The organism is Crenobacter sp. CS_VA4, assembly GCF_055597485.1.
The window spans coordinates 1-20,403 of the sequence record NZ_JBVMAE010000016.1; the positions used below are offsets into that span (position 1 = coordinate 1).

The window sequence follows — 20,403 nt, forward strand, 5'->3', positions numbered from 1 at the left end:
ACCGCAACCGCAACCGCAACCGCAACCGCAACCGCAACCGCAACCGCAACCGCAACCGCAACCGCAACCGCAACCGCAACCGCGTGCGTTCGGCGGCTTCGGGGCAGCCTCGTTGGAGACTCCGACTCCGGCGAGTAACGGTGCCGTGAGCGCGCCGCGGCTCTCTGTTACTCCGGTCCAGCGCAACGGCCTGGTGTGGGCAGTGATCGACGAGGTGGCGGAGCGGCCGAGCGTAGTGGAAGAGGTCGTGGCGATCCCAAACCCGGTATGGCCGGATCCGGCCGCGGTCAGCAGGCAGGGCGAGTCGACTCGCCTTCCTGAAGCCGACAGTCCGGCGAGCGTCGAGCCCCGTGCCTTGGCCGAAGCGGAGCCGGTAAAGGTCGCGGCGGAGGCGATGCTCTTGTCGGTCCCTGTGCCGGCCCCACTCCAGCAGGCGGTGGAGCCGGTGGAGTACGCCCCGGTAGCGCCTCCTCAGATGGAGCGGGCAAGCATTCTCCCGCCTTGGGAGCGGGTCCGTCAGACAGAGGAGGCGGCAACGGCCGAGTCGCCGCAGAACGACACGGCCGATGCAGCGTTCGATGCCCTGCCTTGGGGCGAAGAGGCCGTCGCGGTCGATGACGTCGAGGAGGCGCCGGCGCGCCGTCACATCCTGCCGGTGATCTATGGCGACGACTGCCTGCCGCCGCTATCGCTACTGCACCCGGCCGACGACGCGCATGTGGCGATGAGCGAGGACGTGCTGATCGAACGCGGCATCGTGATCGAGGAGAAGTGCGCCGAGTTCAAGGTGAAGGTCAGCGTGGTCGACGCCTACGCCGGCCCGGTGATCACCCGTTACGAGGTCGAGCCGGCGGTCGGGGTGCGCGGCAGCCAGGTGGTCAACCTGATGAAGGACCTGGCGCGGGCGCTCGGCCTCGCGTCTATCCGCGTGGTCGAGACCATCCCGGGCAAGACCTGCATGGGCCTCGAGCTGCCCAACCCGGTGCGCGAGATGATCCGCCTGTCGGAGATCCTCGCCGACCAGGTGTTCCAGGGGCCGGAATCCAAGCTGACGCTGGCGCTCGGCAAGGACATCACCGGCCTGCCGGTGACGATGAACCTCGGCAAGGCGCCGCACCTGCTGGTCGCCGGTACCACCGGCTCGGGTAAGTCGGTCGGTGTCAACGCGATGATCCTGAGCCTGCTCTACAAGGCTACGCCGGACGAAGTGCGTTTCATCATGATCGACCCGAAGATGCTGGAGTTGTCTGTTTATGACGGCATTCCGCACCTGTTGGCGCCGGTGGTCACCGACATGAAGCTCGCCGCCAATGCGCTCAACTGGTGCGTCGGCGAGATGGAGAAGCGCTACCGGCTGATGAGCGCGCTCGGGGTGCGCAACCTCGACGGCTACAATCAGAAGCTGCGCGACGCCGAAGCGGCCGGGCTGAAGATCCCCAACCCGTTCAGCCTGACGCCGGGCGACCCGGAGCCGCTATCGCCGTTGCCGTTCATCGTGGTGGTGGTCGACGAGTTTGCCGACCTGATGATGGTGGCCGGCAAGAAGATCGAAGAGTTGATCGCGCGTCTGGCGCAGAAGGCCCGCGCCGCCGGCATCCACCTGATCCTCGCGACGCAGCGCCCGTCGGTCGACGTGATCACCGGCTTGATCAAGGCGAACATCCCGACCCGGATCGCCTTCCAGGTGTCGAGCAAGGTCGACAGCCGCACCATCCTCGATCAGATGGGCGCGGAGAGTCTGCTCGGCCAGGGCGACATGCTCTACCTGCCGCCGGGTACCGGTTACCCGCAGCGCGTGCACGGCGCCTTCGTCGCCGACGAGGAGGTGCACGCGGTGGTCGAGTACCTGAAGCAGTTCGGCGAGCCGGACTATGTCGAGGACCTGCTGACCGGTTCGGCCGACAGCGACGAGGCGGCGCCGGCCGGCAACGGCGGCGGTCGCGGCAGCGAGGACGACCCGCTCTACGACGAGGCGGTCGGCATCGTGATGAAGACCCGCAAGGCGTCGATCTCGTCGGTGCAGCGTCACCTGCGCATCGGCTACAACCGCGCCGCGCGCTTGATCGAACAGATGGAAGAAGCCGGCATCGTCAGCGCGATGGAGAGCAACGGCAACCGTACCGTGCTAGTGCCGGAGCGGGATTACTGAGCGTCGTTTCGCACAACGAAGGCGTGCCCGCGGGCACGCCTTTTTTGTTGGTCGAAGCGCGTTTAGAGCCAATAGCGCGGGTAGCTGCCGCGGGCGCGCAGATTGTTGACGCAGTACGCGACCGCGACGATCGCCAAGGAGCCGGCTAACACCGGGGTCAGCAGGAAACCGGCCGGAGCGTGGCTGGCCAGCACCACCAGCGGGTCGGCCCCGGCCGGCGCGTGGACGGTACGGCTCAGCTGCATCAGCGCCAGCGCCAATCCGACGGCGAGCGCTGCCGCCCACCAGGCATCGCCCAGCGTATGCAGCACCACGAGGCCGACCAGCGTCGCGACCAGGTGGCCACCGACGATGCTGCGAGGCTGGGCCAGTGGCGAATCGGGCAGGCCGAAGGCCAGCACGCAGCTGGCGCCGAACGGCGCCATCAGCCAGGGTGTGCCGGAGCGCTGGCTGAGCCAGCCGGTCAGGCCGATCGCCAGCATGGCGCCGAGCATCGACGCGACGATGAAGCGCAGCTGTGGTGCGGCGGGTGCCGCGGAGGGTTGCAGGCGAAACGAAACGGCCATGGTGGTGCTCCGGTGGTGGGTGTGTCGGCAAAGTAAACCGTTCGGTATACTTGTGTCAACCGATCGGTTTACTTGAGCCGGGCGATGCCGCATACTGCGCGGGTATCGATACGACAGGCGGCAATCATTCATGAGCAAATCGGATCAGCTGGTCGACGCGGCGTTGCGGTTGTTTTACCGGCAGGGCTTTCACGCCACCGGCGTCGAGCAGCTCAGTCGCGAAGGCGACGTCACCAAGAAGACCCTGTACCGTTATTACCCGACCAAGGAGGCGTTGGTGCACGCCGCGCTGCGGTTGCGCGACGAGCAGTTCATGGCGCGGATGAGCGCGTCCGTGCAGGCCGTGCCGCCGGCCGAGCGACCGGCAGCGTATATCGACTTCATCGCCGCCTGGGCACGCGAGCCGGACTTCAACGGCTGCGCCTTCATCAACGCGGCAGCCGAATACGCCGACCGTACCGATCCGGCGCACCTCATCGCCGCCGAGCACAAGCAGGCGGTCAGGGTCTTTTTGGAGGCTGTCTGTGCCGAGGCCGGCGCGAATGACGCTGTCCTTGCCGCGCAGCGGCTCTACCTGCTCGGCGAGGGGCTGATCGTCGCCAGTCAGGTGGCTGGGCCGGATGCGGCGCTGGCTGAAGCGGCACGGCAGTCGGTGGACTTGCTGGTGTTCGGTACGGTAACGCCGAGCGCGAGGTTGGCCGCGGACTGACGGTGGCATCGGTTTAAAATGATAGGGCACCGCCGGCTGCTATTGCCTTCGCCGCGGCGCAGACCCGTATCGCGTCATGACCCGCGGCAGGTACGCTGGGAGCATTGGTCGCGGGGCAATGGCGCTGGAGTGAGTAGGTGGCAGCCCACGCTGCCTTGAATTAACAAGGCCGGCACCCCTTGGGACGCCGGCTTTGTTTCTGGCCGAACGATTCACAGCTTGGCGATCGATACCTCGGTGGACTTCACGAAGGCGATCACCTCGAAGCCGACACCGAGCTCCAGCTCGCGCACCGAGCGCGAGGTGATCACCGAGGTGACGATGCCGGCCGGGGTTTCCACGTCCACCTCGGAGAGTACCGGGCCCTCGATGATTTCCTTGATGATGCCGCGGAACTGGTTGCGTACGTTGATCGACTTGATCCTCATGGCGGTTTCATTTGGCTATGTCTGAATTAACTGTTGAATCGCAAACTGACCAAGCGTCTGCGCCAAGCACAGCGTGGGATTGAGGGTACGCCCGGTGCGTTCGAGCATGCGCCGCCAGCCAAGGTAATTGGGGAGGTACTTGGTCGCCACGCCATGAAAGCGGCGCATCCATTCTTTCAACCGGCTGGCGTAGGCGTTGACGTTCTGCACGTGATAGACCTTGCTCACGACCTTGATGCCGGCCCGGACGTTGACATGACGATGGGTGAAGCCATGCTCTCGGGCCACGGCAGCATAGACGCCTCCGCCACCGCCATCGGGGCAGAGAATCGCATCGGTCGCCAGCAGGGACTTGAGCACCGCCCGATATGCTTCTTGGCGGCCTTGGGAAGCACAAAGTCGGCGGTGGCGCCGACCCGGTCACAGGCAATCAGCACCGGAATCTGCCCCGCCGACAGGCCGAGTTTGGCCGCTTTGCGTGCCGCCGGATGAGGGAGTTGGCGTCGCCCCTTAAATGATTCCAGGAAATAGGTCTCGTCCACTTTGACAATGCCACTCTCGCGCTTGGCTTTGTGCTCGGCCGGCAGATGCAGAAAGCGCTGTCGCCACAGAAAGGCCGTGTTCTTGTCATGCCACAGCAGAGGCCGATTTGCGCACCGATAGCCTCTCACTCAACGCCTCGGCGAAAGTGAGCCACTGCTCGCGCTGCCGCAATGGTACCTGCGGGGTGCCGGTAAGCGCGTTGGAGGTCTTGCCGCAATGCCGGCAGGCGTACTGCTGCAAGCCACTGCTACGCCCCCACGGCCGCACCTCGTTATGGGCGCAGTGCGGGCAGCGCTTGACCGGTAGGGCTCCAGCCGAGGAATATGATGGAACGTTGTTCGAGGATGGATTCGCGTCTATCGTTAAAATGATTGCAGTTCGTGACTGAAAGATCTGTGTTAGAGGGGAAACGTATGTTGACAGCGCCCGGTGCCGTGCAAAAGTTGTTATTTAATGCATTATAAATCAATGCGTTATATTCATCGGAAAAGAATTATATGAATCAAAGATTATCCGAAGACATTCGCGCATGCATGCGCATTCCTTACGGCTTGCGTCGGGTTCCGCAGTCGAAATTTGAGATGTTGCTTCCCTGCCCAACCTCACCAGCAGCGGGCGACATCGCGTTAGCGCGATTAGAAAGGATCGGCAAAAATACCCGATTGGAACTCGCTAACGGGCGGCTTGCCTCCCTGCATGAGAGCGATCTGCTGGCAGTTGTCTTCGGAAATCGATATGCGACAGAGCAGTTCGAAGGTTATGCGCGTATCAACGGCGAGGCGTGTGACTTGCTTTCCATGGGGGGACTATGCGGCCTTGTCGAGAGCAAGCACGCGAATGTGGCAGAGCCAAGCAAATTGCGAATCATCGGAGCGCTTGGAGATGGTGAAGGACGTCCTCTACAGCTTCGCGATTTTAGTATCTCACCCACGTCAGGTTCACATAAGCCGCAGGTTATGGTGGTCTGTGGTAGTTCAATGGATGCAGGAAAGACGCACACGGCGAAGAGCTTGATTATTGGTTTGCGCCAACGGGGGGAACGCGTAGCTGGCATCAAGCTCACGGGGACAGCGAGCGGTCGGGATACCTGGGGAATGCTCGACGCCGGGGCCGAGCCCGCCTTGGATTTCATCGATGGTGGATTCCCATCCACACACCTCGCTTCGCTAGAAGACCTTCTTCGCTTGCATCACCTGCTTTTGAACCATGCCGCCTCGCTCGGTGCGACTTGGGTGGTGGTCGAAATCGCGGACGGTATTTTGCAAACGGAGACATCAGCATTGCTTCAATGCAGCGCTTTCAATGAGACAGTGAATCATTGGGTTTATGCCACTGGTGATCCGGTGTCTGCGGCTGGCGGGGTGCGGGTCCTTGATGGTTGGGGGATCAAACCGGTCGCCATTTCGGGCGTTATTTCCATGAGTGCTCTGGCGATGCGCGAGGCGCAAGGGGCTACAAACGTACGCTGCTTGACAGCCAAGGAATTGCAGCGCGGTGAATTGAACAACGCCTTGGTTGCAACGATCGACTTGAATTCGTCAGTGTCGCTTGAGTTATGACAAATTTATAAAATGGCTCGCGTTCGAGTAGTTTGTGCCAGATATTACAAACCATACCTCCGGGCGCCATCCTAATTGATGGATAACGGAATGAGCGAGATTTCGACGATGAATCGTGGCCGAGTCTACATATGGACTCAGGATCCCACGCACCCGCTACATGGACGGATTAGCGAAGAGGTTGTTGCACTCTCCAATCTCGATACTGAAAGAGAACGGAGGGGAGGTCTTTGGGGGAGATACGTACGCGTCCGCAATGCGGCCTGCGTGAACGACGTAGACCTAATGACGGGCCAGGTTCGACCAGTACTACTCGGAGATGCTCAACCCGATGCCCAAGGTGATTTTTTGTACGATCCGGGCCGTGGCGGACCGCGCGTGGATAAAGTTGAACTTCATTCTTATCGGTCTCGCTACGTCGGCGCTGCGCATTTTGGGGAGGTCAACACTTATTACCACCTTGACCGCATCGCCTCATACGTTCACGAGTTGCTCGCGGAGTTGGGAGCCCCCCCGCTTCCACGGGTAACCGCGGTGGTGAACGCTCACCATGCCGCGACGTATAGATCAGAGGGAGTTCGCGACGGGCTTCTTCGCGGAGAAACCTGGGTGCCATTTCAAGGTGGTCACTACCGTCTGCCTAGTCGGAAATATGACATTCCGGAGCATGATCCGGTTTCGCCCGACGGTGAGATCCATCTCGGCCCTGGGAGACAACTATGGCAGTACGGTGCGCTAGCTGAACATACTGGCAGAAAATATCGCGCTATCGCATCGCACAATGCTGGGATCCTTTACCACGAATATGGGCACCACATCACGCGGCATACTGCGGATTTTCGTGCCAATGCCCTTCGCTCGCGGGACAAACAAAGCAATCGTAAGACCGATATGGACGAAGGCACATGCGATTACTGGGCAGCAACAATGCTCGGCACCCCGCATATCTGGGCGTGGCATCATCGACACGACGATGAGGTAGTCCATCCTCGCAGCCTGACATCGTCGAAAACGATGGCGGCCTTTGACCACGACCAAAAAGCCGATCCCCATCTTAATGGCACAATTTGGGGCGCAGCACTATGGGACTTACGCGCGAATTTGTCCGCCAGTGAACCGAATGGTGCGCGGAGCACGGACCTTCTTCTTCTTCAGGCTTTGCTTCTCATAGGACGATTGATGGGCGATGAGCATCCTCCGACCGTTAAAAGCGCTAGCAAAGCGCGAGAAGGTTTCGCGGTAGGTCTGAGCGCTTTGCTACAGGCGGACGAAATGCTCTTCGAGAGCCGGCATCGCGCATTAATCCTAAAACTCTTTGAAAGACGCGGTATTTTTCCCGAAGTGAAAGTGGAAGAAAAATTATGTTAACCGCCGACTTTGACCGCGCTTTCCTGAGTCTGTCTCGTGCTTCGCTTCTGGAGTCCTGCCCTGCGACGCAAGAGCTGCTTAAATACGTCTCATTAGATGAAATTCCGGAATCAGAAGACCTCTATTCTGGCGAGGCGCTGGAAGCACATCTGCAAACATTGAATGAACCACCGTTCTCATTAATCGCTGTTGGTGACATCATGCAGGGAGGGCGAGCGAGGAAGGTCATCAGCGAATTCGGCTCGGATTATCCCTTTCGAGCCGTGCTGCCGTTACTGCGACGTTCGCCGATCGGGCTCGGCAATCTGGAAGGCCCTTTCGCGCGTGAAGCCCAAAAGCAGGAGCGAAATTACACCTATCGCGTTAATCCAAAGCTGGCGAAATCGCTGCGGCGCGCGGGAATCAACGTGGTCACGTTGGCGAATAATCACTTGCTCGACTGCGGGCGCGAGGGAGTCTTGGAAACGCTAGACGCGTTGGCGCAGGCCGGGGTTGCGGCAATCGGTGCTGGCGCAAACAAGCAAACGGCTCACGCGCCGAGCATCTTGCAAGCCGGCCCCTATCGTGTGGGACTGCTTGGCTATTATTGGAACCAGAGAACGTCTGCTAGCGCCAATTTGCCCGGCAGCGCCATGGACCTGCCGGAGGAGTTGGTTGCGGATATTGGTGCTCTGCGAACACAAGTTGACCGCGTGGTTGTGACCTTTCACTGGGGGGTTCCCTACGAGCGTGAACCATCGCCGGAAGACCGCGCAAAAGCCCGCTTTGCCGTGGACTGCGGGGCCGACGTCGTGATCGGCCATCATCCGCATATTGTTCAGCCTTTCGAAATTTACCGTGGCCGCCCGATTTTTTTTAGTGTGGGCAACTTCACCTTTGGTTCTGGAAATAGTCGGGGCGAATCACTCCTGCTCGGTCTCCGGTTCGAGGAAACGAAGACGTCGGTCTACGTTTATCCCGTCTATGTGAAAAACCGTGACCCCCGAGTGAATTATCAGCCAAAGGTTTTAAGGGGAAATGGCGCAGAGCGGATACTACGAATTCTGGCGCAAGTCTCCGGCGACCACGCGTCTATGCTGAAAATTGAGAACGGCTGTGGGCTTCTTGAACTGCTTCAGCCGGAGCCGTCGGAATAAAAAATGTCCGAAGAGTCGACAGTAGAAAAGAGTATCAGTCAATGGTCGCCGCACCTCACGCCGTTGCTTCGTCCCTTTCGAGCCAAGTTGTTTTTGGCCTTCTTCGCGATGTTGTTGGATGCCATGCTGACGGCCCTGCGCCCTTGGCCGCTCAAGGTTGTCATCGACTTTGTCTTCACGCATAGACCAACGCGCGTTCCGTGGATTGGTAACTGGTTGGGGCATGCTTCTCTGGAACCAATGCACATTGTTTATGGCGCGTGCGCTACCACGCTTCTCATAGCGACGAGCACGGGGTTGCTTACCTACTTCTTCACAAAGTCCATGGGTGTCATTGGACAACGTTTCGTGTTCTCACTGCGTTGCAAATTGTTTGGCCACATGCAGCGCCTTTCTCTACGGTTTCACGATCGCCAGCGCACAGGCGATTTGGTTACGCGCCTCACGACTGACATTACCGCGATGCAGGATTTGATTGCGGACGGCACCATTATTTTAGTCAGCAATGTGTTTTTGCTGATCTGGATGGTGTCGATAATGTTCTGGTTGGATTGGCGTTTTGCATCGGCAGCGCTTTCTGTAGCTCCACTATTATTCTGGATTGTTTTCAGTTACACGGGGCGTATCCGCAAGGCGTCTCGTGCCGCTCGCACGAGCGATGGTTTGCTTGCTTCTGTTGCGCAGGAAACGCTGGCTTCTATTCGCGTCGTGCAAGGGCTGGCGCAGGAACAGAAACAGGATGAACGATTCAACGCCCAGGGTTCAAACAGTCTGGCAGCTTACCTAGAAGGTGTGCGCTATCGCGCTCGGGTCGCGCCGTTGGTTGATTTGTTGGCGGCCGCGGGATTGGCAATCGTAATCTGGTATGGCGCAACCCGCGTCATCGCGGGCGAGTTAACGACCGGTGATGTCATCGTCTTCTTTGCTTACGTCACGAATCTGTATGCACCGATGAAAGCGTTGTCCCGTCTTTCGTTTGCCTTTAACAAGGCCACCATTGGTGCCGAGCGCATCGCGGATGTGTTGGCGGTAAGCACGGAAGTAGCTGACCGTAAGGGAGCGAAACAGGTAAAAACGCTCAAGGGCGAAATAGAGTTCCGCGACGTCTCATTCGAATACGATTCGAACCACCCGGTACTCTCTGGCATCAACCTGCGTATTGCGGCCGGCGAAACCGTTGCCATTGTCGGAGCTACGGGCGCAGGGAAGAGCAGTCTGGTGAGTCTTGTGTCGCGATTTTTTGACCCGACTAGCGGCGCTGTTTTTCTCGATGGCGAGGACATTCGCGATTATCAGGTTCAATCGTTGCGCGACCATGTGAGTCTCGTGCTCCAGGACTCGCTGCTTTTCAATGGAACGATTCGAGACAATATTGCTTTCGGCCGACCAGACGCCACTGACGCTGAAATAGTTGCCGCTGCTATTGCGGCAAACGCTGATGAGTTTATTCGACAGAAGCCGCTTGGCTATGAGGCGCGCGTCTCCGAACGCGGGACAAGCCTTTCCGGCGGCCAGAAGCAGCGGATCGCAATTGCGAGAGCCATTCTGCGAAACGCACCAATTTTAATTTTGGACGAGCCAACGAGCGGACTCGATGCAATATCCGAGCGCGTCGTGATCGACTCTCTGCAAGCGGCATCGACCGGGCGCACAACGCTGATCATTGCACATCGTTTGACGACTGTACGTTTTGCCGATCGCATCGTTGTAATGGAATCAGGCCGAATCATCGAACAAGGAACGCATACCGAACTGCTGATAAAAAGAGGAAGGTACGCTCACCTTTGCGAGCTCCATCAAGATGCGGGTAGGCCGTTAGTTCGTCGAGCGGGCCCTTGAGGACCACCAAGGCGCCTGGGTGGCCGGCCGAGTGTCGGGTACGGCCGTATGACTCCAGCGTTAAACATGACCTTGGTGACCGTGCCCTGATGTTACCGGCCAAAGAGTGATTGGCCAATCGGGATACGGCCAAGCTGCTGCCCGGCTAGGGCATCGTGTACATCCTCCGGCCTCGTTAGCTGTAGAGGACTGCATTCCACCGGCCAGGACTGCATTACATCACGCCAGGACAGGATTAACTGCAACCAGTCCAGTCAGAACGAGTGGGATAGATGGTTGCAGTTATTTCTGTCATGAAATTGCGTCGATTGCAGTTCAGACCGGTTTCAAATGCAGGTCGCTACACCTATGCAGCCTTCTATTGGCCGCCGCTCTGCCGGCCCACGCCGCTATCCCGATGACCTGAAACTCACCACCTGGAACAGTATGCTGCTGCCGCGCACGCCGACCTCGCGTCCGGCGCGCTGCCGCAGCGGGGCAGCATTCTCGCTCGCTGCGGCGTGCCCGTGAGCTGGCTGAGGCCAGTGTCTGATAGGCTCCGGCATGAAAAAAGCCAGCCCGTTCGGGCTGGCTTTGTCGTGTCTACTCTTCGGCCAACGTTCAGTGCAGGCGCCGCTGATACGAGAAGGTCGGCAGATTCCAGCCGCGATAGACCGCGCCGAGCCGGATCGTCAGGCCGAGCGCGAAACCAGCCACGGTGTTGACGTCGTCGCCGACGCCGAGGTGGTGCAGGCCGAGGTAGAGCAGGGCGACCGCGAACGACACGCTGGCGTACAGCTCCTGGCGGAACACCACCGGCACGCGGTTGCACAGCACGTCGCGCAGCACGCCGCCGGCGATGCCGGTGATCATGCCGGCGACCACCACCACCGGCAGCTGGTAACCCATGCCGAGCGCGACGTTGCTGCCGATCAGCGTGAATGCCACCAGGCCCATCGCGTCGAGCACCAGGAACACGTTGCGCAGCCGGTGCATATAGCGCGACACGAATACGGTGAAGAGACCCGCGCCGAGCGTCAGGTACAGATACTCGGGGTGCTGGGTCCAGCCGATCGGGAAGTGGCCGAGCACGATGTCGCGCACCGTGCCGCCGCCGAGCGCGGTCAGGAAGGCGATGACCGAGACGCCGAAGATGTCCATATTGCGACGGCCGGCGGCAAGCGCCCCGGTCATGGCTTCGGCGGTGATGGCGATCAGATAGATGTAAGTCAGCATGGTGGTGGTCGAAACAGGAAGTCGGCAAAACCGCGCGGGCCGGACGGGCTGGGCCGCCGACGCGCGCAGACTGGAATAAGGGTCAGCGTGTCAACGGCGCGGGCGGTGCCGGAGGCAAAGCGGGCGAGGCGACGAAACGGGGGAACCGGAAGGGCCGGAACAGGGTCGGATACGCAGGGTGGAGAGTGTCATGATCAAGGCGCTTTCAGGGTGCGAGCGGGCGTTATGCCCGTTAGCCTCTCCCCTTGTCCTTTTACCTGAGAGTTTTGGTGGCTGGCGCCACTCGCCCCTTCGGTGGACCGGCTGGCGCCGGCCTCTCTCCAATCGGCTATCGATAACGCGGTTGCAGTTCTTTTGCCTGAGCGATTATGGGAGCTTGCGTCTTCGGCGGAGGGTCGAACCCTCGCTCTCCTGCAACCAGCGCGCTATTATCCCGCACCGCAACAAGACGGTCAAACGTACACCGACCCGCGGCCGCGCCGCGGATCGCGAGGAAATGCCATGACGACTCCGATGCTCGATGCGCTGATGAAACTGGTCGACACGCCACGCGACGGGGCGATGCTGCGCTTCGGCATCGCCAATGAGCTGATGCACCAGAACCGCTTGGCCGAAGCCGAGGCGCAACTGCGCCAGGCGCTGGTGATGCAGCCCGACTACTCGGCGGCGTGGAAGCTGCTCGGCAAGGTGCTGGTGGCCGCTGCTAAGCCGGACGCGGCGCGGCTGGTCTACCAGGACGGTATCGCGGTGGCCGAGCTGAAGGGCGACCTGCAGGCGGCCAAGGAGATGGGCGTGTTCCTACGCCGCCTCGACAAGGCGGCCGGCTAAGAGCCGCTTAACAAAACGAGGCTTAGCCGAGTTTCTGCGCAGCTAAAACCCTCACGGCGTTGTTGCGCTGCCTTGCCGTACGACTTGTACTGTCTGCAGCAGCGCGCCTAGCCGGGACCGCTGCGCTGGGTTTTGTTAGCGACTCTAAGCCATGTTATTGACCGGCTGACCGGCCATGATCAGCGTTCCTGCATGTCCTGCTCAGGCGCCGGTTCTACGCGAGCGCCGCTGTGCCCAGCGTCGCAGGCGCCGCAACCGTAGCCAGCGGCGTCCGCCCGATTCGGCCGCCAGCCGGCGTTCCAGCCAGCGCCGGTACGGCGCGGTCTTCTCGTGCGCCCAGTCAACGGCGCGTACCAGCGCGGCGTAAGTGCGTGCCACCCAGCCGATCTCAAGCAGCGCCGGTTTACAGATCGTAAACAGCCACGACGCCACCCCCATCCCGAGCAGTTTGGCCAGTAGTAGCGTCAGGATCGCCAGCGCATAGCGTTGCTGGATCAGCAGTGCCACCTCGACGAACTTCAACGGCACCAGCATCAACAGCGGCACCGCGACGCAGAACAGCGCCGGGTAGGGCGACAGCGTCGCCAGGCGGCGCGACAGCCGCTCGGTGAGCGGCCGCCACGGCGCCCAGTCGACGAAGCGGCGCACCAGCGGGCCGAGCCGTTCCCACAGCCAGGCCTCCAGCAGGAACAGGCTAGCGAGTAGGAACCAGAACGGGGCGAGCAGTCGTTTCATGCGGTGGAAGTTTGGGGTGGCGGTGCGGTTTCGCAAGCGTGCGGGCACGACGGCAGCGCTTAGAGTCGCTAACAAAGCCCAGCGCAGCGGTCCCGGCTAGGCGCGCTGCTGCAGACAGTACAAGTCGTACGGCAAGGCAGCGCAACAACGCCGGGAGGGGTTTGTTAGCGGCTCTTAACGCGGCTGGAACAGGATGATCGCCATGCCGGAGAGCGCGACGGCCACCCCGGCCAGGTCCCACAGGCTCGGCCGGATCCCGTCGACCAGCCATAGCCAGAGCAGCGCCATGCCGATATAGACGCCGCCATACGCGGCGTAGACCCGGCCGGAAGCCGCCTCGTGCAGCGTCAGGAGCCAGGCGAACAGCGCCAGGCTGAGCGCCGCCGGCAGCAACAACCATGGCGATCCCTGCTGGCGCAACCACAGGTAGGGCAGGTAGCAGCCGACGATTTCGGCCAGGGCGGTGGCGAGGTAGAGCAGGAACGGTTTCATCAATAGGTGGGCAGGGGCAATCGCCGCCATTCTGCCCGATTCGTCGGGGCAAATCGACCGCTAGCCTTCTACCGATTGCAGACCGCCGATAACCAGAGCGGCGGATTCTTCGCCAAGGCCTGGGCGAGGGGCCGATAGCGTGCATCCAACAGGCTGGCCGCCCAGTAGAGCCCGTTGGCACTCTTCGGATCCCATAGACCGCTGAAGCCCGGCAGCCCCGCGTCGCGTCGCTGCAGGTCGAACTTGACGGTGGTGTGCACGTATTCCTCATGGGTCTTGCGACCGTCGGCATAGGGCAGCAGCCAGTCCAGTCCCTTCTGCAGGCTTTGGCCGTCGTGCCCTTTCAACGTCAGCCAATCCTGGCCCATCGAGCTTGCGGCGAGTGCCGCGCGCGTCAGCGGTTCAAGGTCGTAGACCACATAGTGCAGCGCGTCGCGCTCCTCGAAGTCGATGACCGATCCGTCCGGCCGCATATTGGCGTCCAGCTGGCGAAGATAGGCCGTCCGTGCGGCGGCCAACAGCCGCTTATCGCGGAGCGCCACGGCGGCGAGCGTGACGATCTTGACGCGATGGCTCTGCCAGTTGTTGATCGACGTCCCCTTGGCTTCGGCGCGCATCGCCTGCATGCGGGCGAGATAGCCTTCTGCCATGTCTCGCAAGAGAAGTCGCACGTTCTCTCGGGTGGCGGCCGGCAAGTCCGCTTGACTGAGGCTGTACGCATCGATCATGCCGTCCATGGCCGTTTCGTCGATCGGGTTGAAGCTGGGGCGATAGACACCGGTCCACGCGTCAAAGTAGCTGGCGAGCCGGTCGAGCGCGGCTTGGTCCCGCTCGGTGCGCCAGGCCAGCGCCAGCACCCGCATATAGTCGAAGTCGCGCTTCGCCTGCACCGACTGGTCGTAGATGCCCTGATGCGGCAGGGTGCCTTCGGTGTGGACCACCGGCATCGCCTGTGGCGCCGGGGCGGGGACCCGGGCGAGCGCCGAGCGCACGCTGGCCGGGTTCGGTGCCGGGCTGCACACCGTTTCGCTCGCGGGCACCAGCGGCGCGGCCAGCAGCAGCGAGACACCGAGGATAGACCAGTTTTTCGGCATGGGACTTCCTTCGCATAATGGCTTTTATCAGCGGCATCGTAGGCCCCGCCACGTGGCCGGTCTGTGGGGCAACGGTAAGCGGGCGTAACCGGATGTAAGCAGTACACTAATACACTAAGGGGGGTGAGTTGGCCGAACCGGCCGCGTTGCCATCGTTTGAGGAGGAAGCACCCCATGACGGAGTTCCGTACCGAGACCGATTCGATGGGCGCCATCGAGGTGCCCGCAGACCGCTACTGGGGCGCGCAGACGCAGCGCTCGATCGACAATTTTCCGATCGGCGTGGCGCGCTTTCGCTGGCAGCGGCCGGTGATCCGGGCGCTCGGCATCCTGAAGCGCGCGGCGGCCGAAGCCAACGCCGAGCTCGGCGAATTGCCGGTCGAGCTGGCGCGGTTGATCGCGCAGGCGGCCGACGAGGTGATAGCAGGCAAGCTCGACGATGAATTCCCGCTGGTGGTGTTCCAGACCGGCTCGGGCACCCAGTCGAACATGAACGCCAACGAGGTGATCGCCAACCGGGCGATCGAGCTCGCCGGCGGTAAGCGTGGCAGCAAGACCCCGGTGCATCCGAACGACCACGTCAATCGCGGCCAGTCGTCCAACGATACCTTCCCTACCGCGATGCACATCGCCGTGGTAGCCGAACTGCACGAACACCTGTTCCCGGCGCTGCGCCGCCTGCGCAACACGCTGGCGGCCAAGGCCGACGCGTATCAGCACGTGGTGAAGACCGGCCGCACCCACCTGCAGGACGCGACGCCGATCACCTTGGGCCAGGAAATCGGCGCCTGGGTGGCGCAGCTCGACTTCGGTATCGCCACCGTCGAGGCGGCGCTGCCGGGGCTCTACGACCTGGCGATCGGCGGCACCGCGGTCGGCACCGGTCTTAACGCGCATCCCGAGTTCGGCGACCGCGCCGCGCAGCACATCGCCCAGCTGGCCGGCGCGCCGTTCCGCTCGGCACCGAACAAGTTCTTCGCGCTGGCCGCGCACGATGCGCTGGTCAATGTGTCGGCGGCGCTGCGCACGCTGGCTGGCGGGCTGATGAAGCTCGCCAACGACGTGCGCTGGCTCGCCAGCGGGCCGCGCTGCGGCATCGGCGAATTGACCATCCCGGAGAACGAGCCGGGCTCGTCGATCATGCCGGGCAAGGTCAACCCGACCCAGTGCGAGGCGCTGACGATGGTCTGCGTGCAGGTGTTCGGCAACGACGCGGCGGTGGCGTTCGCCGGCAGCCAGGGCAATTTCCAGCTCAACGTCTACAAGCCGGTGATGGTGCACAACGTGCTCGAGAGCATCGAGCTGATCGGCGACGCGTGCCTCGCGTTCGACGAGCACTGCGCGCGCGGCATCGAGCCGAACCTGCCGAAGATCGAGGCGAACCTGGCGCGCAATCTGATGCTGGTCACCGCCTTGAACCGCCATATCGGCTACGACAAGGCGGCCAAGATCGCCAAGAAGGCGCACCACGACGGCACGACGTTGGCCGAAGCGGCCGAGGCGCTCGGTTACCTGACGCCGGAGCAGTACCGGGCGTGGATGGTGCCGATCGAGATGACCCACCCGTCGAAGGACTAGCCGTCGTCGGCCGACGCCGGCATCGTCAGGAGGTGCGCCATGCAAGAGCTCAAGTTTGTCTACGTCTGCTATATCGCGACCACGCCGCAGGCGCTCTGGCAGGCGCTGACCGATGGCGAACTCACCCGGCGCTACTGGCACCGGGTCGAGTCGAGCTGGCAGATCGGTGCGCCGTTGACGCTGTGGGAGGAGGACGGCGAGGTCGACCTGACCGGCACGGTACTGGTCTGTGACCCGCCGCGCATGCTGGCGTACACCTTCCAGGCGGTGTCGTTCGAGGCGGGCCGGTTCGAGAAGCCGTCGCGGGTCAGCCTGCTGCTCGAGCCGGTGGAGGGCGGCGTCATGCGACTGACGCTGACGCACGACGACTTCGAACCGGGCAGCGTGGTCTACGCCGGCATCGTGCGCGGCTGGCCGGCGATCCTGTCCGGGCTGAAGAGCCTGCTGGAAACCGGCGAGCCGCTGCCGTTCAGTCAGTGGCCGTAAGGGGGAGAGATTCGCCGCGGACCGGATGGCTGCCGGTCGAGGCATGAGAGGGGTGGGCTAAGGTTCGGTTAAGCTGGCTGCGTTATACTCTGCGCCAAATTCCCCCTGTACCGGAAACCCTTTCATGAACCCGCTCGAAGCGCTGAACCACACCCTCTTCCTGGCGATCAATGCCACTGCGACGACGCCGCCCCTGGCGATCACCGCCGGCATCGTCGCCGCCCAGTACCTGATCTTCGCGGTGCCGCTGCTGTTGACGGGGCTGTGGCTGTGGGGCGCTCGCCCGCAGCGCGCGCTGGCGATACGAGTGGTGCTGGTGACGGGGCTGGCTTTGCTGATCGCACAAGTAGTCGGCCAGGCCTGGCCGCATCCGCGGCCGTTCATGATCGGGCTCGGTGTGCGCTTCATTCCGCATGCGGCCGACTCGTCGTTCCCTAGCGATCACGGCACGGTGATGGCCGCGGTGGTGTTGACCTTATTGTTCGGTCGCGCCTGGCTCTGCGGCCTGCTGATGGCGCTGGTCGGCGTGGCCCTCGCCTGGGCGCGGGTGTTTCTCGGCGTGCACTTCCCGTTCGACATGCTCGGTGCCGTGCTGGTCGCGGCGCTGGCCTACGTCCTGGCGGTGCCGTTCTGGCTGCTCTGCGGGGCGGCGTTGGTGGGCGGGGTGGAACGACTGTACCGTCGCGTGTTGGCCGGGCCGATCGCCGCAGGTTGGTTGCCGGCCTGAGAACGAGGTTGGCCTGATGCCGGTCGCCAGTATGCAAAAGGGAGCCTGTGGCTCCCTTTTTTTACAGCCGGCTGACAGCTTAGTAGTATTCGCCGGCTTTTGGCTTGTGACCGGTGTGTTTCACGTGTTTCTTGTGTTTTTTCTTCTTGCTGGCCTTCTTCTTGGCCGGCTTGGCGGTCTGCGCCTGGTCGGCAGACTGGGTGGCCGCCGGCGCGGTGGTGGTAGCGGCCGGGTCTTCAGCGAAGGTGGCCGCCGAGGTCAGACCGAAGATGGCGGCCAAGGCCAGCAGAGTGAGCTTTTTCATATCGTTGATTCTCCAGGTGTAGTGCCGTTGGAACGACGGTGTAGGCGACTGGCGCAAAGCTCGACTGGCGTCCACCAGACTGCCTACGTGATCGAGCGTAGCAGACAATGTTGAATATATGCTAATTGCTTGTTTATACGACAAAAGCAACTTTTATGTGTATGAATGCCGCCGCATGCTAAATAGAGCGCGCCATGCCCTCTGTTGAGGGCATGGCGCGCTTAGGGGGCTGATGAATGGGGTTGGTCAGGCGATCCAGCGCAGGCCGTCGGGAGTGGGGCGACGGGCGGCATCCCACGCCCGCTGCAGCGGCGAGGCGGGGGCCGGGGCCGGTACCAGTTCCAGTGCGGCGCGGAAACGGCCGAGCCGTTGCAACTCGGTGGCCAGCCATGCCGGTTCGCCGCGCGAGATATCCAGCGTGATCAGGTCGACGCCGGCCCACGACCACAGCTCGACGCTGTCGTGCAACGACTGCGATGCGCTGTCGGGCATCGCCGGATCGAGCTCGAAGCGGGCGAGAAAGTAGGGGTGGCCGTTTAGGGGCAGTTCTTTGCGTTCGGCACTCAGCATCTCAGGTCTCCTTCCGCGGTGGCGCGGTTCGTTTTAACTGGTTGGCCGATGCGCTATCTGTCCAGTGTCTGACAGTCTGGCAGCGGCGGTGTCAGCTCATTAAATGCCAATATAGTTTGATGTGAAGACAAAAGCGACGATCGGTTTCCACTAGACGACAAGCGGCAGATTCAGCCGCAATGTGACGAATTTGTTCAGTGTCATCGATGAAGCGTTGGCCGAACCGGACCGCAAACGCAAAAAAGGCGGCGACTTTCGTCGCCGCCTAACAAGGGCCGGTTGGGTGGAGAAATGCTCAGGCCTTGGAACTGTTGGCCGATGGCACTAGGGCCAGCGGGCGGTAGCGGCGGCTCAGCCAGTAGTAGCTGCCCGACCCGGCGAACAGGCCGATAAACCAGGCGAAGTTGGCCAGCTCGTTCAGCCCCGGGGTGATGATGAAGATCACCGTCAGCACGGTGGCGGCGATCAGCGCCTGGACCGCGCGCGGGTTGTAGCCGTTGCGGTACCAGTAGCGGCCGTTCGGCTGGGCGCTGTAGAGCGAGTCGATATCGATCTGCTGCTTGTGCACCAGGTAGAAGTCGACCAGCAGGATGCCGAACAGCGGGCCGATGAAGGCGCCGAGCACGTCCAGGGTGTAGTGGATCACCTGCGGCGAGTGGAAGATGTTCCACGGGGTGATGAAGATCGCGCCGACCGCGGCGATCATGCCGCCGGTGCGCCAGCTGATCTTCTCCGGATTGACGTTGGAGAAGTCAAACGCCGGCGACACGAAGTTGGCGACGATGTTGATGCCGATGGTGGCGGTGATGAAGGTGAAGGCGCCGAGCACCACCGCGAAGGTGTTGTCGATCTTGCCGACCACTTCGATCGGGTCCTCGATGATATGGCCGAACACCGGCAGCGTGCCCGAGGTCACCACGACGGTCACCAGCGAGAAGGCGATGAAGTTGATCGGCAGGCCCCAGAAGTTGCCGCGCTTCACGTCCTTCATCGTGCCGCAGTAGCGCGAGAAGTCACCGAAGTTGAGCAGCGGGCCGGAGAAGTACGACACCACCAGCGCGGTGGCGATCACCAGCTGCCAGACCATGGCCGTGCCGTGCAATTGCTTCGAGCTCAGGTTGAAGTCGATCTTGTTCCAGCCGGCCTTCCAGACGATCCAGCCCATCAGCAGGAACATCACCACGTACACCGCTGGGCCCGCCCAGTCGATGAAGCGTTTGATCGTTTCCATGCCGTTCCAGAACACGAGTGCCTGCAGCACCCACATCAGCATGAAGCCGGCCCAGCCGAGCAGCGACAGCCCGACGAAGCTGACCTTGGTCAGCGGCGCAAGCGCCGGGAAGAAGCGCAGCATCACCAGCACCAGCGCCGCCGAGGCGAGGTAGGTCTGGATGCCGTACCAGGCTACCGCGATCAGGCCGCGGATGATCGCCGGGATGTTGGCGCCGAACACGCCGAACGACTGGCGGCACACCACCGGGTAGGGCACGCCGGCGACCTGGCTCGGTTTGGCGATCAAGTTGGCTAGTTGCTGCACCATGGTGATACCGACCACCAGCGCGAACAGCACCTGCCAGCTGGACAGGCCGAGTGCGAACAGGCTGCCGGCGAAGACATAACCGCCGACGCTGTGCACGTCGGACATCCAGAACGCGAAGATGTTGTACCAGTTCCAGCTTTGGTCCTTCAGTGGGCCCAGATCGTGGTTGTAGAGGCGCGGGCTGTATCCCGGAGGCAGCGGCGTGTTGGGTGCTTCGTGCATCGTGGTTTTCTCCTGATATCTCGTCTTTGTACGTCGGCTTTTGTGGGGGCCGTCGTTGTCATGTGCAGTCTGTGCTGCGTGATGTGTACGCTAGATGAAATTCTTGTATACGGGAAATGTTTTTTATTTCCACATCGAGAAACTGCGCACGTCACAGCGCTGCAAGGCTTATTTGTGGGGCGTTTCCGTTTATCGGAATATGTTTCCACTGTTGCAAAAGACGCCTTCTGTCCGATTTTGCGAAGGAATGACTTGTGTTTTGTATACGTCGATGTATACGATAATTATGGTTAAGATTGATACATCTCTACGGAA

Annotated in this window: 19 protein-coding genes, 2 pseudogenes and 2 riboswitches; of the genes and pseudogenes, 10 read left to right on the plus strand and 11 right to left on the minus strand. The window is 61.8% G+C overall.

From position 1 onward, the window contains the following. Positions 1–691 precede the first annotated feature (691 nt). Positions 692–2,149: pseudogene (locus tag ACZ2IA_RS15200) on the plus strand (DNA translocase FtsK); the annotation flags it as partial. Positions 2,150–2,211: 62 nt separating this feature from the next. On the opposite strand, the gene ACZ2IA_RS15205 reads toward ACZ2IA_RS15200, so the two are convergent. After that, positions 2,212–2,715: an HPP family protein gene (locus ACZ2IA_RS15205; RefSeq protein WP_470293435.1), complete on the minus strand. Its 504-nt coding sequence runs from the start codon at positions 2,713–2,715 to the stop codon at positions 2,212–2,214. A 130-nt stretch (positions 2,716–2,845) separates the two neighbouring features. Here ACZ2IA_RS15205 and ACZ2IA_RS15210 point away from each other — a divergent pair, with 130 nt between their 5' ends. After that, positions 2,846–3,424, plus strand: coding sequence for a TetR/AcrR family transcriptional regulator (locus ACZ2IA_RS15210; protein ID WP_470293436.1), 579 nt, complete (start codon positions 2,846–2,848; stop codon positions 3,422–3,424). A 212-nt stretch (positions 3,425–3,636) separates the two neighbouring features. Here the strand turns inward: ACZ2IA_RS15210 and ACZ2IA_RS15215 are convergent, their stop codons facing one another. The 3 genes and pseudogenes from ACZ2IA_RS15215 to ACZ2IA_RS15225 form a co-directional block, all read right to left on the minus strand. After that, positions 3,637–3,852 carry a TOBE domain-containing protein gene (locus ACZ2IA_RS15215; protein ID WP_470293437.1) on the minus strand — a complete coding sequence of 72 codons (216 nt, stop codon included), beginning with the start codon at positions 3,850–3,852 and terminating at the stop codon, positions 3,637–3,639. 15 nt (positions 3,853–3,867) lie between these two features. Continuing rightward, positions 3,868–4,224, minus strand: a pseudogene (locus ACZ2IA_RS15220) (IS1595 family transposase); the annotation flags it as partial. A 255-nt stretch (positions 4,225–4,479) separates the two neighbouring features. Continuing rightward, positions 4,480–4,845: a transposase gene (locus tag ACZ2IA_RS15225; RefSeq protein WP_470293534.1), complete on the minus strand. Its 366-nt coding sequence runs from the start codon at positions 4,843–4,845 to the stop codon at positions 4,480–4,482. Positions 4,846–4,892: 47 nt separating this feature from the next. On the opposite strand from ACZ2IA_RS15225, the gene ACZ2IA_RS15230 reads away from it, so the two are divergent. The 4 genes from ACZ2IA_RS15230 to ACZ2IA_RS15245 all read left to right on the plus strand — a co-directional run bounded on the left by ACZ2IA_RS15230 (position 4,893) and on the right by ACZ2IA_RS15245 (position 10,297). After that, a complete protein-coding gene (locus tag ACZ2IA_RS15230) occupies positions 4,893–5,954 on the plus strand; it encodes a hypothetical protein (RefSeq protein WP_470293438.1) in 1,062 nt (353 codons plus the stop codon). Positions 5,955–6,221: 267 nt separating this feature from the next. Further along, positions 6,222–7,322 (plus strand): M36 family metallopeptidase, encoded by a 1,101-nt coding sequence (locus ACZ2IA_RS15235; RefSeq protein ID WP_470293439.1) that lies wholly within the window; start codon positions 6,222–6,224, stop codon positions 7,320–7,322. Beyond that, the gene (locus tag ACZ2IA_RS15240) at positions 7,316–8,458 is read left to right on the plus strand and encodes a CapA family protein (protein WP_470293440.1); all 1,143 of its coding nucleotides are present in this window, start codon (positions 7,316–7,318) and stop codon (positions 8,456–8,458) included. The genes ACZ2IA_RS15235 and ACZ2IA_RS15240 overlap by 7 nt, the downstream gene beginning before the upstream one ends. Before the next feature lie 3 nt (positions 8,459–8,461). Next, complete coding sequence (locus ACZ2IA_RS15245) at positions 8,462–10,297, plus strand: ABC transporter ATP-binding protein (RefSeq protein ID WP_470293441.1); 1,836 nt, start codon at positions 8,462–8,464, stop codon at positions 10,295–10,297. Positions 10,298–10,897: 600 nt separating this feature from the next. On the opposite strand, the gene ACZ2IA_RS15250 is transcribed toward ACZ2IA_RS15245, so the two are convergent. Next, positions 10,898–11,512, minus strand: a complete 615-nt coding sequence (locus ACZ2IA_RS15250) for a trimeric intracellular cation channel family protein (protein WP_470293442.1) — start codon at positions 11,510–11,512, stop codon at positions 10,898–10,900. Positions 11,513–11,747: 235 nt separating this feature from the next. Further along, positions 11,748–11,846: riboswitch (glycine riboswitch) on the minus strand. A 2-nt stretch (positions 11,847–11,848) separates the two neighbouring features. Further along, positions 11,849–11,936: riboswitch (glycine riboswitch) on the minus strand. Between the two features lie 77 nt (positions 11,937–12,013). On the opposite strand from ACZ2IA_RS15250, the gene ACZ2IA_RS15255 reads away from it, so the two are divergent. After that, a complete protein-coding gene (locus tag ACZ2IA_RS15255) occupies positions 12,014–12,340 on the plus strand; it encodes a tetratricopeptide repeat protein (protein WP_470293443.1) in 327 nt (108 codons plus the stop codon). A gap of 201 nt (positions 12,341–12,541) precedes the next feature. Here the strand turns inward: ACZ2IA_RS15255 and ACZ2IA_RS15260 are convergent, their stop codons facing one another. The 3 genes from ACZ2IA_RS15260 to ACZ2IA_RS15270 form a co-directional block, all read right to left on the minus strand. After that, complete coding sequence (locus ACZ2IA_RS15260) at positions 12,542–13,075, minus strand: hypothetical protein (protein WP_470293444.1); 534 nt, start codon at positions 13,073–13,075, stop codon at positions 12,542–12,544. A 174-nt stretch (positions 13,076–13,249) separates the two neighbouring features. After that, entirely contained in the window at positions 13,250–13,567 is a 318-nt protein-coding gene (locus ACZ2IA_RS15265) for a YnfA family protein (RefSeq protein WP_470293535.1), read from the minus strand. Positions 13,568–13,635: 68 nt separating this feature from the next. Next, complete coding sequence (locus tag ACZ2IA_RS15270; protein WP_470293445.1) at positions 13,636–14,661, minus strand: alginate lyase family protein; 1,026 nt, start codon at positions 14,659–14,661, stop codon at positions 13,636–13,638. A 174-nt stretch (positions 14,662–14,835) separates the two neighbouring features. Between ACZ2IA_RS15270 and fumC the strand changes: the two genes are divergently transcribed. The 3 genes from fumC (at position 14,836) to ACZ2IA_RS15285 (ending at position 17,452) form a co-directional block, all read left to right on the plus strand. Beyond that, positions 14,836–16,239: a class II fumarate hydratase gene (gene fumC, locus ACZ2IA_RS15275; protein WP_470293446.1), complete on the plus strand. Its 1,404-nt coding sequence runs from the start codon at positions 14,836–14,838 to the stop codon at positions 16,237–16,239. A gap of 39 nt (positions 16,240–16,278) precedes the next feature. Beyond that, a complete protein-coding gene (locus tag ACZ2IA_RS15280; protein ID WP_470293447.1) occupies positions 16,279–16,725 on the plus strand; it encodes an SRPBCC family protein in 447 nt (148 codons plus the stop codon). A gap of 124 nt (positions 16,726–16,849) precedes the next feature. After that, positions 16,850–17,452 carry a phosphatase PAP2 family protein gene (locus ACZ2IA_RS15285; protein ID WP_470293448.1) on the plus strand — a complete coding sequence of 201 codons (603 nt, stop codon included), beginning with the start codon at positions 16,850–16,852 and terminating at the stop codon, positions 17,450–17,452. A 79-nt stretch (positions 17,453–17,531) separates the two neighbouring features. Here ACZ2IA_RS15285 and ACZ2IA_RS15290 read toward each other — a convergent pair whose 3' ends face one another. The 3 genes from ACZ2IA_RS15290 to ACZ2IA_RS15300 all read right to left on the minus strand — a co-directional run bounded on the left by ACZ2IA_RS15290 (position 17,532) and on the right by ACZ2IA_RS15300 (position 20,088). Next, complete coding sequence (locus tag ACZ2IA_RS15290; protein WP_470293449.1) at positions 17,532–17,756, minus strand: hypothetical protein; 225 nt, start codon at positions 17,754–17,756, stop codon at positions 17,532–17,534. 246 nt (positions 17,757–18,002) lie between these two features. Continuing rightward, positions 18,003–18,326 (minus strand): hypothetical protein, encoded by a 324-nt coding sequence (locus tag ACZ2IA_RS15295; RefSeq protein WP_470293450.1) that lies wholly within the window; start codon positions 18,324–18,326, stop codon positions 18,003–18,005. 295 nt (positions 18,327–18,621) lie between these two features. Further along, positions 18,622–20,088, minus strand: coding sequence for an NCS1 family nucleobase:cation symporter-1 (locus tag ACZ2IA_RS15300; RefSeq protein WP_470293451.1), 1,467 nt, complete (start codon positions 20,086–20,088; stop codon positions 18,622–18,624). Between the last annotated feature and the right edge of the window lie 315 nt (positions 20,089–20,403).

Coding starts and splice junctions, on each gene's coding strand:
- ACZ2IA_RS15205 (WP_470293435.1), bottom strand. CDS start 2,715: ATGGCCGTTTCGTTTCGCCTGCAACCCTCCGCGGCACCCGCCGCACCA.
- ACZ2IA_RS15210 (WP_470293436.1), top strand. CDS start 2,846: ATGAGCAAATCGGATCAGCTGGTCGACGCGGCGTTGCGGTTGTTTTAC.
- ACZ2IA_RS15215 (WP_470293437.1), bottom strand. CDS start 3,852: ATGAGGATCAAGTCGATCAACGTACGCAACCAGTTCCGCGGCATCATC.
- ACZ2IA_RS15230 (WP_470293438.1), top strand. CDS start 4,893: ATGAATCAAAGATTATCCGAAGACATTCGCGCATGCATGCGCATTCCT.
- ACZ2IA_RS15240 (WP_470293440.1), top strand. CDS start 7,316: ATGTTAACCGCCGACTTTGACCGCGCTTTCCTGAGTCTGTCTCGTGCT.
- ACZ2IA_RS15245 (WP_470293441.1), top strand. CDS start 8,462: ATGTCCGAAGAGTCGACAGTAGAAAAGAGTATCAGTCAATGGTCGCCG.
- ACZ2IA_RS15250 (WP_470293442.1), bottom strand. CDS start 11,512: ATGCTGACTTACATCTATCTGATCGCCATCACCGCCGAAGCCATGACC.
- ACZ2IA_RS15255 (WP_470293443.1), top strand. CDS start 12,014: ATGACGACTCCGATGCTCGATGCGCTGATGAAACTGGTCGACACGCCA.
- ACZ2IA_RS15260 (WP_470293444.1), bottom strand. CDS start 13,075: ATGAAACGACTGCTCGCCCCGTTCTGGTTCCTACTCGCTAGCCTGTTC.
- ACZ2IA_RS15265 (WP_470293535.1), bottom strand. CDS start 13,567: ATGAAACCGTTCCTGCTCTACCTCGCCACCGCCCTGGCCGAAATCGTC.
- ACZ2IA_RS15270 (WP_470293445.1), bottom strand. CDS start 14,661: ATGCCGAAAAACTGGTCTATCCTCGGTGTCTCGCTGCTGCTGGCCGCG.
- fumC (WP_470293446.1), top strand. CDS start 14,836: ATGACGGAGTTCCGTACCGAGACCGATTCGATGGGCGCCATCGAGGTG.
- ACZ2IA_RS15280 (WP_470293447.1), top strand. CDS start 16,279: ATGCAAGAGCTCAAGTTTGTCTACGTCTGCTATATCGCGACCACGCCG.
- ACZ2IA_RS15285 (WP_470293448.1), top strand. CDS start 16,850: ATGAACCCGCTCGAAGCGCTGAACCACACCCTCTTCCTGGCGATCAAT.
- ACZ2IA_RS15290 (WP_470293449.1), bottom strand. CDS start 17,756: ATGAAAAAGCTCACTCTGCTGGCCTTGGCCGCCATCTTCGGTCTGACC.
- ACZ2IA_RS15295 (WP_470293450.1), bottom strand. CDS start 18,326: ATGCTGAGTGCCGAACGCAAAGAACTGCCCCTAAACGGCCACCCCTAC.
- ACZ2IA_RS15300 (WP_470293451.1), bottom strand. CDS start 20,088: ATGCACGAAGCACCCAACACGCCGCTGCCTCCGGGATACAGCCCGCGC.